Genomic DNA, 16,106 nt, shown 5'->3' on the forward strand with positions numbered 1-16,106 from the left:
TCACTTGCATTCAAAGAGCGAATCTAATTAGACTATCCCTCGCATTTGAACTCTCAGATCAGTAAACTACCCGCACAATAATTCAATGTAGAAGGTTTAGGTTTGCAAACATTAGAACAGCTTCGTTCAGGTCAGCTCAAAGGAATTACTCGACTCGCACTGTCAGAAGAATTGACCGAATTTCCGATGGAGATACTCGAATTATCAGATACTCTAGAAATTCTGGATTTGTCTAACAACCAGCTGAATGACCTACCCAACGAGCTTGCACAATTAACTCACCTTCGCATCCTTTTCGCTTCCAGTAATCAATTCACCCATTTGCCAGATGTTCTTGGTCAACTTCCAGTTCTTGAGATGGTTGGTTTCAAAAGTAATAAGATCAAATATGTCAGTGAGGCTTCTCTTCCTCAAAAATTACGCTGGTTGATTTTAACTGACAATGAAATTGAAATTTTACCGAACTCTCTTGGTCAAAGACCGCGTCTGCAGAAACTAGCATTAGCTGGAAACCAAATTCAAGAGCTGCCTAGCTCTATGAGTGCTCTTCATAATCTTGAGCTACTGCGTTTATCTGCAAACCAATTAACCGCTTTTCCAGAGTTATTACTTTCATTACCTAAATTGGCTTGGCTGGCATTCTCAGGTAACCCTTTCTGTCAACACGAAGTTGATGATGCCAGCATCCCAAAAGTACCTTCTAATAGTTACACTTTAAACCATGTATTAGGCCAAGGTGCGTCAGGGGTAATATCTCATGCTACTTGGGAGAACAGCCAATTTCCTTTTCCAAAAGAAGTTGCGGTTAAAGTATTTAAAGGTGAAGTTACAAGTGATGGTTATCCTCAAGATGAATTAGAAGCTTGCTTACAAGCTGGTCAACACCCTAGCCTAATCAAATCAATAGCTCAGGTGAGTGAAGACAACTATCTAGCTCTAGTGATGGAACTTATTCCTGATAACTATTTTAACCTTGGGCTGCCACCAAGCCTTGCTAGTTGTACTAGAGATACCTTTAAAGATGGCTTTACTCTTACGATTGAGCAAATTGATCTTATTGTTCAGCAAATGATTGACGTTTTTGAACATTTACATACAAACAAAGTCTGCCATGGTGACTTATACGCACACAATGTTTTAGTGAATAAACAAAATGATATGATCTTTGGGGATTTCGGAGCCGCTTCAATCTACGGATATTTAGAACAAGCTCAACAAGAAAAGATTCAGCAAATTGAAGCTCGTGCGTTGAAATACTTCATTGATGATTTACTTAGTATTTGTAGTATTGAAGATATAAAGAGTGCGAAATACGCTACGTTGAAAAAGCTTACGCACTAGCCAAGAAAGCTCGAACGTTCCAACTTATGATAGAAACAAAAAGCTAACAATGATTTGTTAGCTTTTTTATATCGTTCATTGATAACCCAATTATGATTGCTCTATCTGCATCAATTTAAGGTATGAGTGAAGCTCGTCATTTTTATACTCTATAGCAGAATGGATGTTAAGTTCCAGATTCCCCACCACAGTAAAATTGTAGTGATTATTGCCTTTGAAAATCGTCACCTTTAATAACCCTTCAGCTAAACTCCAATGACCTTTAGTTTCAAAACGATCAAACAGCCTATTTTCAACTAAGCTTCCATCTTCAAAAAATGTTAATTCGGTAATATACCCACCAGTACAGGTTTTAACCCACGTTCTGCCTTCTATATTACTGAAAGTAAGTTTTCGTTTTGACTTAAGCCACAAGTCAAACTTCGCTAATTCAATAGAAGCGCTTTCTAAATCACTTAGCTCAATTAACGATTGTTCGCCCTGTTCTCGGAGATAAAGCTGCCTATGAGTTGTCAGTGATGTACTCATCATTTGACTACAACACCATCTCATATGACACGACATACAACTCACTAATGCCTGGATAAATATCTTGAATCACAGACTTTAGCTCCTCTAACGTCATGTTTTCTTGCTGTGCGTGAAAGTCATTCAACTCACTAAATAAGACAGGCTCAACACTTACAATCCTTAACGAACAAAATTCACGTCCACTTTCAAGTGTAGACACCTTCACTGTAGAGCCTGGTGCGTAGTTATTTTCAGATTCATCACGGATAGTGATTGTTTTTACACCAGAAAGGATATCTTTTTCAAAACGTTCAAAGAACGTCATCGTAGTTGGAACTGTCATTGGTACTAACCATTCAATAATTGTGTTTATTGAAGATTAACAGATATTTGAGAAGTAGAAAGATAATGTGACTACAAGTCATCATCAAAGCGGAAGGATAGGGAAAACAAAAAAGGAGAGCCGAAGCTCTCCTTTCACTTATACCTTGTAAGCATTGCTCTCAAAGAGAGTCTCTAATTAAAGAGAAGCTTTCGCTTTTTCAACTAGAACAGCAAATGCTGCTTTGTCGAATACTGCGATGTCAGCAAGAATCTTACGATCGATCTCGATAGATGCTTTCTTAAGACCGTTGATGAAACGGCTGTAAGATAGACCATTTTGACGAGATGCCGCATTGATACGTGCAATCCAAAGTTGACGGAATTGACGTTTCTTGTTGCGACGGTCACGGTAAGCGTATTGACCAGCTTTGGTAACTGCTTGGAAAGCTACGCGGTAAACACGTGAACGTGCTCCGTAGTAACCTTTAGCTTGTTTTAGAACTTTCTTATGACGTGCACGAGCTTGTACACCACGTTTTACGCGAGGCATTATGCTTCTCCTAAACTAAACGAATTTATAAACTAAAAAGAATTAAGCGTATGGCATCATACGTAGAACTTGAGCAACTTCACATTTAGGAAGGATCGAGTTCGGACGTAGCTGACGCTTGTTCTTAGTAGTACGCTTAGTCAGGATGTGACGTTTACCAGCGTGCTTAAACTTAATACCACCAGCAGTTTTCTGGAAACGCTTAGCAGCACCTTTGTTGGTTTTCATCTTAGGCATGATGAATAACTCCGCATTGTTGAGTTGTTAATAACATAGTAATCAGGGCGAATAAAACGCCACCGCTGTAAAACAGCAGTGGCGCTATTATTACTTGTGAAGCCTTTAATTACTTCTTCTTCGGCGCCAATACCATAATCATCTGGCGACCTTCAATTCTCGTTGGGAAAGATTCGACTACTGCAAATTCTTCAGTATCCGCTTTCAAACGATTAAGAACGTCAACACCGATGCTCTGGTGGGCCATTTCGCGGCCACGGAAGCGAATTGTTACCTTCACTTTGTTGCCGTCTTCTAGGAAACCTGTCAGGTTGCGTAGTTTTACCTGATAGTCTCCAATATCAGTTCCAGGACGGAATTTTATTTCCTTAATCTGAACCTGTTTTTGCTTCTTTTTCTGCTCTTTCGCAGCTTTGCTCTTCTCGAAGAGGAACTTACCGTAGTCCATCACACGACAAACTGGCGGCTCGGCGTTAGGGCTGATCTCTACGAGATCCATACCAGCTTCATTAGCTGCTTCAAGTGCTTCCGCAATTGAAACCACACCAACAGCTTCGCCGTCAGCGCCAGTTAGACGTACTTCACGAACGCCACGAATGTCACCGTTTAAACGGTGCTGGTTTTGTTTGGCCGGTTGTTGGCCACGTCTTCCGCCTTTAATAGCTATTCCTCCAGATTGAGCTTACGGCTTGAAACCTCGGCTTGGATGTATGAAATAAAGTCATCCACTTTAAATTTGCCAAGGTCTTTACCTTTACGTGTACGTACTGCAATTTCGCCGGCTTCCATTTCTTGGTCACCACACACAAGCATGAACGGTACACGTTTCAAAGTATGTTCGCGGATTTTAAAGCCAATCTTCTCATTTCTCAAGTCTGCTTTGACTCTAAATCCACTTTTTTGCAGTTTTTTCGTAATTTCTTGTACATATTCAGACTGTTTGTCTGTAATGCCCATCACAACTGCTTGTTCTGGCGCCAACCACGTTGGGAAGAAGCCAGCATATTCTTCAATAAGAATACCGATGAAACGCTCTAGTGAACCTAAAATCGCGCGGTGAATCATAACTGGCGTGTGACGCTCGTTATCTTCACCTACGTAAGTTGCACCTAAACGCTCTGGTAATGCAAAATCGAGCTGCACTGTACCACATTGCCATGCGCGGTCCAAACAATCATGCAAAGTAAATTCAATCTTAGGTCCGTAGAACGCACCCTCACCTTCTTGAATCTCGTATGCAATTTCCATCGCCTCAAGCGCTTGCTTAAGATCAGCCTCTGCACGGTCCCACATTTCGTCTGAACCTACACGTTGTTCTGGACGAGTAGATAGCTTAACAACAATGTTTTCGAAACCAAAAGTTGTGTAAGTATCGTAAACCATTTCAATACAAGCTTTCACTTCTTGTTGAACTTGGTCTTCAGTACAGAATACGTGAGCATCATCTTGAGTAAAACCACGAACACGCATAATGCCGTGAAGTGCGCCAGACGGCTCGTTACGGTGACATGAGCCGAACTCAGCCATACGTAGCGGTAGATCACGGTACGATTTCAGACCTTGGTTAAAGATCTGAACGTGACCTGGACAGTTCATCGGTTTGATAGCGTATTCACGGTTCTCTGAAGAAGTTGTGAACATTGCTTCCGCATACTTATCCCAGTGACCAGAGCGTTCCCAAAGAACACGGTCCATCATTAATGGACCTTTTACTTCTTGGTAATCGTACTCAGTCAGTTTCTGACGAATAAATACTTCTAACTCACGGAAGATAGTCCAACCATTATGGTGCCAGAACACCATGCCCGGAGCTTCTTGTTGCATGTGGAATAAATCTAAGTGCTTACCGATTTTACGGTGATCACGCTTAGCTGCTTCTTCTAAACGCACTAAGTGAGCTTTAAGCGCTTTCTTATCGTGGAATGCAGTACCGTAGATACGTTGAAGCATCTTATTGTCACTGTTACCACGCCAGTAAGCACCCGCTACGTTAAGTAGAGTGAAGTGTTGGCAGAAACCCATATGTGGAACGTGTGGACCACGACACATATCGATGTATTCTTCATGATGGTACAAACCTGGACGGTCGTCTTTAGAAACGTTCTCATCCAAGATTTCGATTTTGTAAGTCTCGCCGCGAGCTTCGAATGCGTCACGCGCTTCCTGCCAGCTAACTTTCTTCTTAACAACCTGATACTTGGTCTTCGCTAGCTCTTTCATACGCTTTTCAATCTTTTCTAGATCTTCTTGCGTTAGAGAGTGCTCAAGATCGATATCGTAGTAGAAACCGTTATCGATGGTAGGACCGATCGCCATTTTCGCTTCTGGAAAAAGCTGCTTAATCGCGTGACCTAAAAGGTGAGCACAAGAGTGACGAACGATCTCAAGACCATCAACTTCATCTTTTGCTGTGATGATTTCAAGGCTTGCATCGTTTTCGATAAGATCACAAGCATCAACGCGCTCACCGTCTACACGACCAGCAATGGTTGCTTTCGCAAGGCCAGGACCGATTGATAGGGCAACATCTAGAGTTGATACAGGGTTGTCAAATTGACGCTGACTGCCGTCAGGAAGAGTAATAATTGGCATTATTTGTCCTTTACAGTGGTGTTGCACACCAAGCAACACATGAAAATTATTTAATATATTTAATTCAAAAGGTTAGATAACCTAATGGGGATATATGTAAGAATTGGTACAAATTCAGGTACAAATACAGATGCACCCTCATTTATTCCATGGGCATTGTAACGAATTAACATGAAATGACAATAATGTAATAAGCACTAGGCAGAGGAAGAGTGCCACCTTTCAGTAGCATGTATAAATGTAGGTTACAGATTCATCTACTCAATAAACTAGCATTAAAGAGGAAGCAGGTAAGCTATTTATGAGCACTAGAACATATTCTATGTGCTCAGTTTAAATCCAATAACAAAAATTCAGTAGTATTGGCGGTACACACCGTAAATCTTTGTAGTAATACTTATGGTGCTAAACACCTGTTTGAATTAAGGAATAAGACTGTCTCATCAAATATTTGAACTATAATAGTTTGATCACTTTTCTTATCAAGAGAGCTTGTGTCATAAGTAAGCCCGTCCACTATAATGGATTCTACAGGGTCAAACTCTCTTCCACTTAATATTCCCCCACACTTTTTAAGTGTTCTCTTTAAACTCTCTTTACTTTCATAATTAATAATTACTGTTTTTTCACTACTTGAACTATTTACAATGGATGGTCCATATCCACGATCATAGCAACCAAATAGATTACAAGTTAACAAAATTAAAATTAGTTTTTTCATTAAACCATCCTTAATATGGATTCCAAGAATCAGTTCCCGCCACTGGATGAGAAGTCTCTAAACCCCGTAATCTTGAGCTGCCTATTCAAAAGTATTGTTAAGAGTTGCAAACTCTCCTGATGTTAAATAACCAACGGCAAAAAATACACCATAAGACTCATATTTTAGAGTATGAGCTTCTTCACGCGCCCCAAATTTAACATCTAGATCACCATATTCCCCATATATTCAGGGTTGACTTTCGTTCCATAGATAAACAGATTTATTAGTGTTCGGTCTTTAATTCTAAATGCCGTGTAATAAGCATTCATTAACAAAGAACGACGGCGAGCGTTTTCTTTACCAAATAAACGACTTAACATACGTTTCAGTTCAGTCTCAGCATCAAACAGTTCGTCGTCATCGCCAAAGGTTTCTTGTGCTGCTTAACAGTAGTCATCAGCGACCAAAGCGGTAGCGCCCTAACCCACCAATGCTGAAGATTTAGCGTTAGGATTCTCGACAGGCCCAGAAAGCCCAGCAGCTTGAAAGTTACTTCAGAAAAGGATGTAACTGTTATTTAGGCCTTTAACAACGACAATTCGATTCTTATAATAGCCACTTCATATTTTTCATGACGACTCGACAGGGATTTTCAAAGCTTGAAATCATTTAAGTCTAACTGCTTTCATCTTCTATTAAGACTACGCTCAAAGATGCGTGAGCTTTCTGTGATGTTTGGTATTTTGCTACTGACCATGGTTTTTACTATTACGGCTATTGATCTCTGGGTTTCTTGGCAGGCTAAAGGTCGCATTATCATGTCTATCGAGTCGGTTCCTGAGCGAGAAGTCGCGGTAGTATTAGGCACTAGTAAATACTTAGGCCGAACCCTCAATGAGTATTACTCCCACCGCATTGATGCCGCTATCGCTTTATTTGAACAAAATAAGATTCGACAATTTTTACTTAGTGGTGATAACGCCCACCGTTCATACAATGAACCATGGACAATGAAACGCGACTTATTAAAAGCCGGTGTACCGGAAGATCGTATAAACTTAGATTATGCTGGCTTCAGGACATTAGACTCTATTGTTAGAGCTAAAGAAATATTTGATACGGATAACTTTTTAATCATTACTCAAAAATTTCATTGTGAGCGTGCCCTCTTTATTGCTCACTCATTTGATATAAATGCACAATGTTTAGCTGTCTCGGGTCCAACAAAGCATTCAGGTATAACTATCCGTTTAAGAGAAGTGTTCGCACGAAGCAAAGCATTTTTGGACTTATACATCATTGGTACAATGCCTAAATTCTTAGGTCCTAAAGAACCAATTCAAGCTAAACCACACGCTTCTGAGCTTTCTTTAAAAGTAGATGTGTAGATTTCTATACATTTTAAATTTGTCGCTTCACACTTTCTAATCTTCCATTTAAAACACACCAACACACACTCCTTAACCTAAGTAACATTCTTCCAACAAAGTTTACACCTTACACGAAGTTAACCATGGTCTACCTCGTCAATAATAAGCTGTAAAAGCAGAACGAGGTCCAGCAAAAGGAGCGTCTTATGACGGCATTGGTCACCACACTGAAGCACTGGCTGTTCACACGTAACAGCATGATTTTAATCGGCAATATACTTTTATTTACCATTCTTTTATCCACATTACCTTTTGAATCTAGCGTCAATACCGGGCTAAGCATTTTGGTTTTCGTTGCCGTTTTATGGTTAACAGAAGCTATACATGTGAGCATTACCGCTTTGCTTGTGCCATTACTGGCGGTGTTATTTGGCGTATTCAATACATCCACGGCACTGTCAAACTTTTCGAACCCTATTATCTTTTTATTCTTGGGTGGCTTTGCTCTCGCTGCCGCGTTAAATAAACAAGAATTAGATAAAGCCATTGCCGATAAAGTTTTAATCATTGCTAAAGGTAAAATGTCTGTTGCCATCTTCATGCTATTTGGAGTAAGTGCTGGACTGTCTATGTGGATATCCAATACCGCGACTACCGCAATGATGTTACCTCTAGTACTTGGTGTGATGAACAAAGTCGATCAAAGAGAAGACAGAAATACCTATGTATTTGTTCTTTTAGGTATCGCTTATTGTGCTTCAATTGGTGGTATAGCAACTTTAGTCGGTAGCCCGCCTAATGCTATTGCAGCTGCGGAAGTAGGCTTAAGTTTTACAGAATGGATGGCGCTAGGTTTACCTATCTCTCTAGTATTAATGCCGATTGCGATGATCATCCTTTATGCCATGACGAAACCTCAACTAAACCATACATTTGAGTTAGACCATAAACCAGTTGAGTGGACAAACAGCAAAAAAATCACTCTTTCAATTTTCTTACTCACAGTAACACTCTGGATTTTTGGAAAACCAATAAATGCCATGATAGGTGGGTTCTCTAAGTTTGATAGCTTGGTTGCTATTGGTGCTATTGTCCTGCTTGGTGCATCTCGTGCTGTTGAATGGAAAGACATTGAAAAAACTACAGACTGGGGAGTACTAGTTCTGTTTGGTGGAGGTATCTGTTTAAGTAACATATTGAAGGCTACTGGAACCAGCGTTTTCTTAGCACATTCATTAAGCGGATTCTTAGAACAAGCAGGTGTATTGCTGACTATTTTAGCCGTCGTGGCGTTTGTTGTTTTCTTAACAGAATTTGCAAGTAATACCGCAAGTGCTGCATTGCTTGTCCCTGTATTTGCGACAATAGCAGAAGCGTTAGGTATGTCACCGGTGATCCTGTCAGCTCTTATTGCAGTGGCTGCATCATGCGCCTTTATGCTACCAGTCGCGACACCACCCAATGCCATTGTGTTTGCATCAGGTCATATCAAGCAAAGCGAAATGATGCGTGTTGGTATGGTTCTCAATGTGGTGTGTATCTTAGTTCTTACTTTATTCGCGTGGATATTCTGGTAAGCCTTAGATAGATAGCGAGTCATCAACTCTGGTTGATGCATGAAACTAAATCAAAAAACATTAAAACGCCGTTTAGCTAACGGCGTAAATGAGCACTACTCTGCAGGAAAAATCAAACCTTCTTCCCCGATGATTTGAACATACCTTTCCAGCAGTTTCCCTTTTGGTGGCTTTTGCCACCTTTTTTTATTCTCAACAACGTTTGGGATAATGAACCCGAACTTAATAACTGACGACAACCTTATTTCTGCCTAAATGTTTAGCTTGGTATAAAGCCTCGTCCGCTCGCGCAATAGTCTCTGTTACTCGTTCATGCCTCATCGCCGCCACACCTACACTGCATGTCATGCCATCTCCATGAACCCATAAATGCTGCTCAACTAGGTGGCGAATTCTTTCTGCTTTATTTTGACCCTCACTTAAACTCGTTTCTGGACAAAATATAATAAACTCTTCCCCTCCCCAGCGAACCAACTTATCGGTTTGGTTAATTCCGCTACCCATCACCATACTAAACTCACGTAAAATATCATCGCCCATTTGGTGACCATATTTATCATTAATCTGCTTAAAGTAATCAATATCGAAATAAAGCATAACCAACTGCCCTTGCTCAGATTTTACTTGTTGAGCTTGCAGTTTCAGCCAATCCCGCACCGCGTGTCTATTCAAAGTGCCAGTCAATTCATCGCGGTGTGCCATCTCTGAATATTCAAAGTTTTGCTCACGCAAGACTTGGTTAACATGCTTTAGGTGTAGGTGTCGCCTTTCAGCTTTGGCTACAGCTTTACGGGAACGATTTAGCTCAACAATAATGAATATAACACCAGTACTGACCCATACACCCAATAACAGTAGGAAAAAGTTGTCGGCGGCTATGTATGAACCTTCAAATTCAATACTACGAATAATGATTTTATGTGTCCCAAGTTTTGCACCAGAACCAGTGGCAAACTCAACCTTATTCACATTGCTGTATTCAGGAGCAGAATATTCCATAGCGATATCATTATCCGCCAACCACCATGTCATGACTTGCAAATTGGCTATCGGGATTTCAAGTACGCCTTGGCTTACACCTGGGGAGAACTCCATGCCGTTGTATTTATGAGTATGTTCATCATCTAACGTGGAGTAAGCAGGATTATAGTTTCGGAGATACGTTCGTAATCGCCCACTCGATTTTTCATCTGTAATGTAATCGATGTTAACGCGGAAAGTATGGTAACGAGAAAGATCCAAACCAATGGAAGGATCAGGGTTGATATGTATAGACAGCCCACAATATGGCCAGGGATATTCCGAATCAACGAGCTCACAATTTAACGTATACAACCCATCTTCAATAGACAGCTGGGAAATACTTTTCCCACGATCAATTCTATCGGATGTTGCAAAAAATGCGTACTCTTCAGGGTCGATCGCAATTAAAACTGTGTTGCCATTAAGCCGATAGTACTGAACTGCTGCGAGTGTTGATACCACTAAAAATATGACTATTTTATGTGCCCATTTCACGGTTGTAGCTTCCTGAAGAGTATTAAGTTAATTGTTGTGCCACTGAATCGAACTAAGCCAATTGGCTTACTTTTATTCAGTCTATTATCATTAACTTTATATCACGAGTTTGTAATATGTCATACACTAAAATAAAAAAGCTTAATGGCTCATCAAATTAATGAAGAAAATGCACCAATGCTCTATCTCAGAACATATCTAAAGCCAAATTCATCAACTGTTTGATATACTCAAGAAACTAGCTCAGTGACTATTAAGCATCGAACGAATGTAGGGTTCTGGGCGTAAATATAATTATTTCGAGTAATGTCATGTCTTTATTAGCAACAGGGACACTCAAAAAAATGAGTGCTTCTCTTGATGGTACCGTCTCTTATCGCCTACCTGTAGGAAATGAATTTGTGGAACTAAATCCACTCATCGGTCAATCCATCACTCTCACCCATACCGGTAACATTTTTTGTAGTGCGTGTGGTAAGAAAACCAAGAAAAGTTATTCACAAGGTCACTGTTTCGTATGTATGCGTAAACTGGCGAGTTGCGATATGTGCATAATGAAGCCAGAAACTTGTCACTATGAAGAAGGCACATGCCGTGAACCTCAATGGGGTGAAGATAACTGCATGGTAGATCATTTTGTATACCTATCTAATACCTCCAGCTTAAAAGTGGGGATCACGCGTCATACTCAGATCCCAACGCGTTGGATAGATCAAGGTGCGACTCAAGGCTTACCGATATTGAAAGTAAAAACTCGTCATATCTCTGGTTTAATTGAGATTGAGCTAGCGAAACATATCGCAGACAAAACCAACTGGCGAACATTGCTAAAAGGCGATGGGGACGATATTGAATTAATAGAGCGAGCTAAAGAGCTTTTACCATTGGCAGAAAATACTATTTCAGAAATAAAGGCAAAATACGGGGATGATGCAGTAGAAGTGTTAAGCGAAAGCATCACACCTTTAAGCTACCCGGTAGAGCAGCATCCGGTTAAGATTACGTCTCACAATTTTGATAAGAACCCTGAAGTAACAGGGACTCTGCAAGGTATAAAAGGTCAGTACCTAATCTTAGATACTGGGGTTATCAATATTCGTAAATTTAGCTCTTACGAAGTTGAGGTATCGGCTTAGTCATTGTTGCTTTAGAGATAAATTTAATTCAGCGTATTTACCTCATATGTCGATACGCTGAAGATCCTTAACTCTTTCCCACCCATATCACTTCTTTATTCGTGTAACGCCTAAGTAATTTTATCTTAGCAAATGAGACTTCATAGTAATTTTCAGTCATTCCAATTATGCATAAAAATGCTTATCTGATAGCATTAATTAATCATTAAATACGATAAAAGAAGTCCTTATGAAGATCTTCACCTTTATATACTTATCTCTATTTTCATTATGCAGTTATGCCACAAGTGACTTCGAATTAGGAAAACAACTCTATTCAATGCAAGACAAAGGTGGTTGTGTAAACTGCCATGGTTCAACAGGATCAGAGCCCTTAATTTCTACTTACCCTAAAATTAATGGACAAAGTGAAGAATATTTAGTGAGTCAGTTACTCGCATTTTCTAATAAAACACGAAAGAGTGGCTTATATCCTTTGATGGAACTGGTCATTGATGAGTATACCGTTGAAGAAATAAAGCTCATCGCTTTATATCTATCAAAAGTAGATTCAGAAAGTAGTGATAGCAATAAATAAAAATGACGACCCAAAGATCGTCATTAATCTAATCACTATTGAAAAAGAGTTAACTTCTAGTTATCCCTTCTAGTACATTAAATAGCAGATCAATTTCTTCAATTGAGTTGTAGTGCATACAGCCAATTCTGACAACACCCTGCTCCTCAATATTAAGCTGACGAACAAGACCTAATGCATAAAAATGCCCATTCCAAACACAAATGTTATGTTCACCTAACAAACGGGCTATGTACTCTGTTGAGTACTTAGCAAACGTAATCGCGAAAGTTGGTGTTCTTCGCTCAGAGTCGTGCTCAGTACGGCCATATAACGTCACACCTTCCAACTCAGCTAAACGAGTCAAAAAATACTCACTCAACTTAGATTCATGTTGATTATAAAGCTTATAGCTTTGCTCTAACCTTCTTCTCAATGATGCATCTGCATCACCTAATTGCGCCAGGTACTCGATAGCAGCAATCAGCCCAGCAAGCGCTTCAAAACTTTGAGTGCCGGTTTCAAACCTGCCAGGTCCAACATTTGTTGCAGGTTCTACCTTATATGGATTTAAAGTATGCAACCATTGAGGAGCAATATACGCAATTCCGATATGGGGACCAAAAAACTTATACGCCGAACAAACTAAAAAATCACAATTAAGTTTCTGCACATCAACTAAATGGTGGGGAGCGTAATGAACAGCATCCACATACACTTGAGCACCAACATCGTGAGCCAACTTAACCACGCCCTCTACATCAACAATTGAGCCTGTTGTATTCGATGCAAACGTCACTGCGACCAATTTCGTTTTAGCATTCAATAAAGACTTAAGATGGTCCATATCTAAGCTGCAATCATGTTCATTCACACGAACTTGGTGAACAATAACACCTTTATCTTCTGCTGCTTGCTTCCAACTCGATACATTCGAATAATGATCAAGAGCTGTCACAATCACTTCATCACCTTCCGACCAATCTCGACTGATGGTACGACTTAGCTGGAAAGTTAAAGACGTCATATTTGCGCCAAATACAATATTTCCCGAAGACTCAGCATTTAATAAAGCTTGTGCAGACTCTCTAGCTTGCTGCATGAGACTTGTTGTTTTTTGACTTGAGAAATAATGACCACCTAAATTAGCATTAAAGTGCCCTAAATATTCAGTCATAGACGAAAGGACGGATTCAGGAGCTTGAGAGCCACCCGGACCATCAAAAAACGTCACTGGTTTATCGTTGTGATACTGACCTAAAGCACTAAACTGTTGGCGAATTTCATTAAGATTGAAGTGCATTGCGAGCATCCTTTGCCGTAAGTACAAATACATCCATATGGCCAGCTTGATCATATTCTATCGTTCGAATAGGTTGCGCGTTATGCCATAGTTTACTATCCGCTAGAATCGCCACTTCACCGTTATTCAGTATTTTTCTAAAAAACGGAGCTTCGTTATAATCTTGATACAGCATGATTTCTCCCCCAACAATGTTATGTCGAGAAATACCTACTAAAGCAATATGATCGAAACCATCTTGATGCACTCCTTCTGGTGCAACTTGAGTTTCTTCATAAATAGCAGAAATACGCATCTGGTGAATTTCAATTTCTTGCCCATCTTGCAGTTCGTTGCTTCGAGTAAATAGCGCACACATTTCTTGCATACCTACACCGTTTAGGATCTGCGGCTCAATAGCTTCAAATTGCCTAACAACGTTGCCTTGAAAATGGTTTATATCATCTGATTGGACGAAATTATGTTTATCTTGCTCCACGACTTTACCTTCACAAAACCGCACAACAGAGTATCGACGTAAACGGTATTTACCATCAGCATGTTCAGTACTTGGAAGCTGAGAAAATGAAGGTGAAAGTTCCTCAATAGCATGATTACTTAGGTGCGTAATATGTAAGGTATTCTCGCGAGCATGTAACATCATCGACTCCTTAATGATTGTTATTCATTTACTTTTAACATTTAATTTACATCAAAAGGATACGCAATAATTCCGCCAAAACAAGCTTATACAGCTCAAAGTTTTACTTTTTCAGTTAAAACAAAGTTAATAACCATTAATAACCAAAAAACCAGTCACACTCTCCAATTTAAAAGTTAGGCAACATCAAAATCCAGAACACTTCACTAGTTCAATATAATCGGTTAAATTATTCGTAATTATTAGTGAATAATATTTATAAATGATTTAAGTCCCTTTTCGCCAATAAATAGCAAAAGTCATGGCATTCTTAATTTTTTGGTTAAGCAGGTGAGATGGGGAATCTAATTTGTGGGCTTTTTATAGTGAAACGTTGCTCGTAGTTTATACGAGCGATAAGTTAATAATACTCAATAAGAGCCAAGTTCGGGGGGAGCTCGACTCACTCTAACTTTTCAAAGTCCTTTTTTGATACTAGTTCAATATATTTCCATGCGAATCATCACTCTTATGAGCAAACTCGACTGCTGCTATCTTTTCTTCCGCTTCTTGATCTGTGATGACATCCATCTCAGCTAACCATCTAAATTTACTTATTTCATGATCTAAGCCGTTGTCTAAATTTATTTCACCGTACCATGCAGATAACTGTGCTTTTTTCCGACTCTTTATTTCATCAATAATCTGATCATGCTTTCTGTCATTCATGACAAAAATATTCCCATATTCTGTTTTAAAGACTGAGTATTTAATTTTTGTAAACGCAAACCAACCTAAGCAAAGTAGCCCAATTAAAAGCCAAAAACCACGACCTGTTAATGGTAAATCGTTATAAATAGCCGTCCCTAATTGATAACAACCCAGCAAACACCATAAACCACCAACATTTCTCAACCATTCATTTCGCTCAATGCTTACTGAAGATTTATCAGGAAAATTAGCATAGTGGAGATCAAAATCGTCGGAACCTGTCTTATCTTTAAAAGCAAAGTTTAATGACTCATCACCAAATTTGAATACATGCTTATTAGAAAATTTCTTTTGTTTTATTTCCATATCTTTCTCATTCTTCTCTTATATATCCAAATAACGTTTGAGATGTAATATATATTATTTTTCAATGAGTTGAATTTTATAAAAGACTTAGAGATACAATCTGTTGCATTGATCACAAAGCTTTGCCATACATACTAAAGTTGATCGGTAAGTAGTACATTTTCGCGACTACAGGCATGCTTCTTCAAGGTCAATTTCAAAATCTAGGGGAGGCAGGTTTACCAAGTGCTTATTCATTCCATTGACCCGCTCTACCTTCGCGGCTTTTCCTACTCCGTCAGAATAAATTGAAGCAATATACAGCTCAGCAGCTTGGTGAAATGCGTCATGGAAACTCACTTGGTTGTTGAGCAAATTTGCTAACAAAGGCTTAGTGACGGGTATGTAAGCCCATTTAATACAGGAACCTTCATCATAATCCCCACTCCAGTACACCATATACCTTTGAGTGTGTTCATTTTTCACAGAGAAACACTTAGGTCCTAATAAATCATCATACATTTCAATTAGTTCTAACTTTCCTAGCTGCGTTCCTGTAGGGAGTAAGTTCATTGCTTGTTCCTCATGTTCATGACTTTGCTTATCAAACATTAGATTTAAGCTTACAATGAAATACTGTATTTATATACAGTTATTTACTGAGCCTGTTAGAAACTTAACAGACGTCAGACAAGTCATGAAACATAGAAGCCT

18 protein-coding genes are annotated in these 16,106 nt (G+C 39.4%); 5 read left to right on the plus strand and 13 right to left on the minus strand.

Annotation, left to right across the window (positions count from 1 at the left end; translation table 11 throughout):
• The first annotated feature begins 102 nt into the window (after positions 1-102).
• Positions 103-1,341, plus strand: a complete 1,239-nt coding sequence (locus tag OCU78_RS07810; protein ID WP_137373118.1) for a leucine-rich repeat-containing protein kinase family protein — start codon at positions 103-105, stop codon at positions 1,339-1,341.
• Between the two features lie 90 nt (positions 1,342-1,431).
• Here OCU78_RS07810 and OCU78_RS07815 read toward each other — a convergent pair whose 3' ends face one another.
• The 8 genes from OCU78_RS07815 to OCU78_RS07850 all read right to left on the minus strand — a co-directional run bounded on the left by OCU78_RS07815 (position 1,432) and on the right by OCU78_RS07850 (position 6,637).
• Entirely contained in the window at positions 1,432-1,869 is a 438-nt protein-coding gene (locus tag OCU78_RS07815; protein WP_137373294.1) for a hypothetical protein, read from the minus strand.
• Positions 1,870-1,876: 7 nt separating this feature from the next.
• Positions 1,877-2,194 (minus strand): N(4)-acetylcytidine aminohydrolase, encoded by a 318-nt coding sequence (gene yqfB, locus OCU78_RS07820; protein WP_137373117.1) that lies wholly within the window; start codon positions 2,192-2,194, stop codon positions 1,877-1,879.
• A 177-nt stretch (positions 2,195-2,371) separates the two neighbouring features.
• Positions 2,372-2,725 carry a 50S ribosomal protein L20 gene (gene rplT, locus OCU78_RS07825; protein WP_004733517.1) on the minus strand — a complete coding sequence of 118 codons (354 nt, stop codon included), beginning with the start codon at positions 2,723-2,725 and terminating at the stop codon, positions 2,372-2,374.
• A gap of 42 nt (positions 2,726-2,767) precedes the next feature.
• Positions 2,768-2,962: a 50S ribosomal protein L35 gene (gene rpmI / locus OCU78_RS07830; protein ID WP_004738430.1), complete on the minus strand. Its 195-nt coding sequence runs from the start codon at positions 2,960-2,962 to the stop codon at positions 2,768-2,770.
• A gap of 109 nt (positions 2,963-3,071) precedes the next feature.
• Positions 3,072-3,629: a translation initiation factor IF-3 gene (gene infC, locus OCU78_RS07835; RefSeq protein WP_428807955.1), complete on the minus strand. Its 558-nt coding sequence runs from the start codon at positions 3,627-3,629 to the stop codon at positions 3,072-3,074.
• A complete protein-coding gene (gene thrS / locus OCU78_RS07840; RefSeq protein WP_137373116.1) occupies positions 3,626-5,554 on the minus strand; it encodes a threonine--tRNA ligase in 1,929 nt (642 codons plus the stop codon). Before thrS ends, infC begins: the two co-directional genes overlap by 4 nt.
• A 397-nt stretch (positions 5,555-5,951) precedes the next feature.
• Positions 5,952-6,275: a hypothetical protein gene (locus tag OCU78_RS07845; protein WP_137373115.1), complete on the minus strand. Its 324-nt coding sequence runs from the start codon at positions 6,273-6,275 to the stop codon at positions 5,952-5,954.
• Positions 6,276-6,478: 203 nt separating this feature from the next.
• On the minus strand, positions 6,479-6,637 hold the full coding sequence (locus OCU78_RS07850) for a hypothetical protein (RefSeq protein ID WP_167494022.1): 159 nt from the start codon (positions 6,635-6,637) through the stop codon (positions 6,479-6,481).
• Between the two features lie 333 nt (positions 6,638-6,970).
• Between OCU78_RS07850 and OCU78_RS07855 the strand changes: the two genes are divergently transcribed.
• Both OCU78_RS07855 and OCU78_RS07860 read left to right on the plus strand, forming a co-directional pair.
• The gene (locus tag OCU78_RS07855) at positions 6,971-7,645 is read left to right on the plus strand and encodes a SanA/YdcF family protein (protein ID WP_137373293.1); all 675 of its coding nucleotides are present in this window, start codon (positions 6,971-6,973) and stop codon (positions 7,643-7,645) included.
• A 188-nt stretch (positions 7,646-7,833) separates the two neighbouring features.
• Positions 7,834-9,204, plus strand: coding sequence for an SLC13 family permease (locus tag OCU78_RS07860; RefSeq protein WP_137373114.1), 1,371 nt, complete (start codon positions 7,834-7,836; stop codon positions 9,202-9,204).
• A 222-nt stretch (positions 9,205-9,426) separates the two neighbouring features.
• Here OCU78_RS07860 and OCU78_RS07865 read toward each other — a convergent pair whose 3' ends face one another.
• Positions 9,427-10,722, minus strand: a complete 1,296-nt coding sequence (locus tag OCU78_RS07865) for a GGDEF domain-containing protein (protein WP_137373113.1) — start codon at positions 10,720-10,722, stop codon at positions 9,427-9,429.
• 311 nt (positions 10,723-11,033) lie between these two features.
• Between OCU78_RS07865 and OCU78_RS07870 the strand changes: the two genes are divergently transcribed.
• Together OCU78_RS07870 and OCU78_RS07875 are read left to right on the plus strand one after the other, a co-directional pair.
• The gene (locus tag OCU78_RS07870) at positions 11,034-11,858 is read left to right on the plus strand and encodes a DUF2797 domain-containing protein (RefSeq protein ID WP_137373112.1); all 825 of its coding nucleotides are present in this window, start codon (positions 11,034-11,036) and stop codon (positions 11,856-11,858) included.
• Between the two features lie 229 nt (positions 11,859-12,087).
• Positions 12,088-12,435, plus strand: coding sequence for a c-type cytochrome (locus OCU78_RS07875; protein WP_137373111.1), 348 nt, complete (start codon positions 12,088-12,090; stop codon positions 12,433-12,435).
• A 49-nt stretch (positions 12,436-12,484) separates the two neighbouring features.
• On the opposite strand, the gene OCU78_RS07880 is transcribed toward OCU78_RS07875, so the two are convergent.
• From OCU78_RS07880 to OCU78_RS07895, 4 genes are all read right to left on the minus strand, one after another.
• On the minus strand, positions 12,485-13,717 hold the full coding sequence (locus OCU78_RS07880) for a cysteine desulfurase-like protein (protein ID WP_137373110.1): 1,233 nt from the start codon (positions 13,715-13,717) through the stop codon (positions 12,485-12,487).
• The gene (locus tag OCU78_RS07885; RefSeq protein ID WP_137373292.1) at positions 13,701-14,357 is read right to left on the minus strand and encodes a 2OG-Fe dioxygenase family protein; all 657 of its coding nucleotides are present in this window, start codon (positions 14,355-14,357) and stop codon (positions 13,701-13,703) included. Before OCU78_RS07885 ends, OCU78_RS07880 begins: the two co-directional genes overlap by 17 nt.
• A gap of 474 nt (positions 14,358-14,831) precedes the next feature.
• Positions 14,832-15,413, minus strand: a complete 582-nt coding sequence (locus OCU78_RS07890; protein ID WP_137373109.1) for a hypothetical protein — start codon at positions 15,411-15,413, stop codon at positions 14,832-14,834.
• 168 nt (positions 15,414-15,581) lie between these two features.
• Positions 15,582-15,965 (minus strand): DUF6575 domain-containing protein, encoded by a 384-nt coding sequence (locus OCU78_RS07895; protein WP_137373108.1) that lies wholly within the window; start codon positions 15,963-15,965, stop codon positions 15,582-15,584.
• Positions 15,966-16,106: the final 141 nt, after the last annotated feature.

Source organism: Vibrio gallaecicus (genome assembly GCF_024347495.1).
Lineage (GTDB): Bacteria > Pseudomonadota > Gammaproteobacteria > Enterobacterales > Vibrionaceae > Vibrio > Vibrio gallaecicus.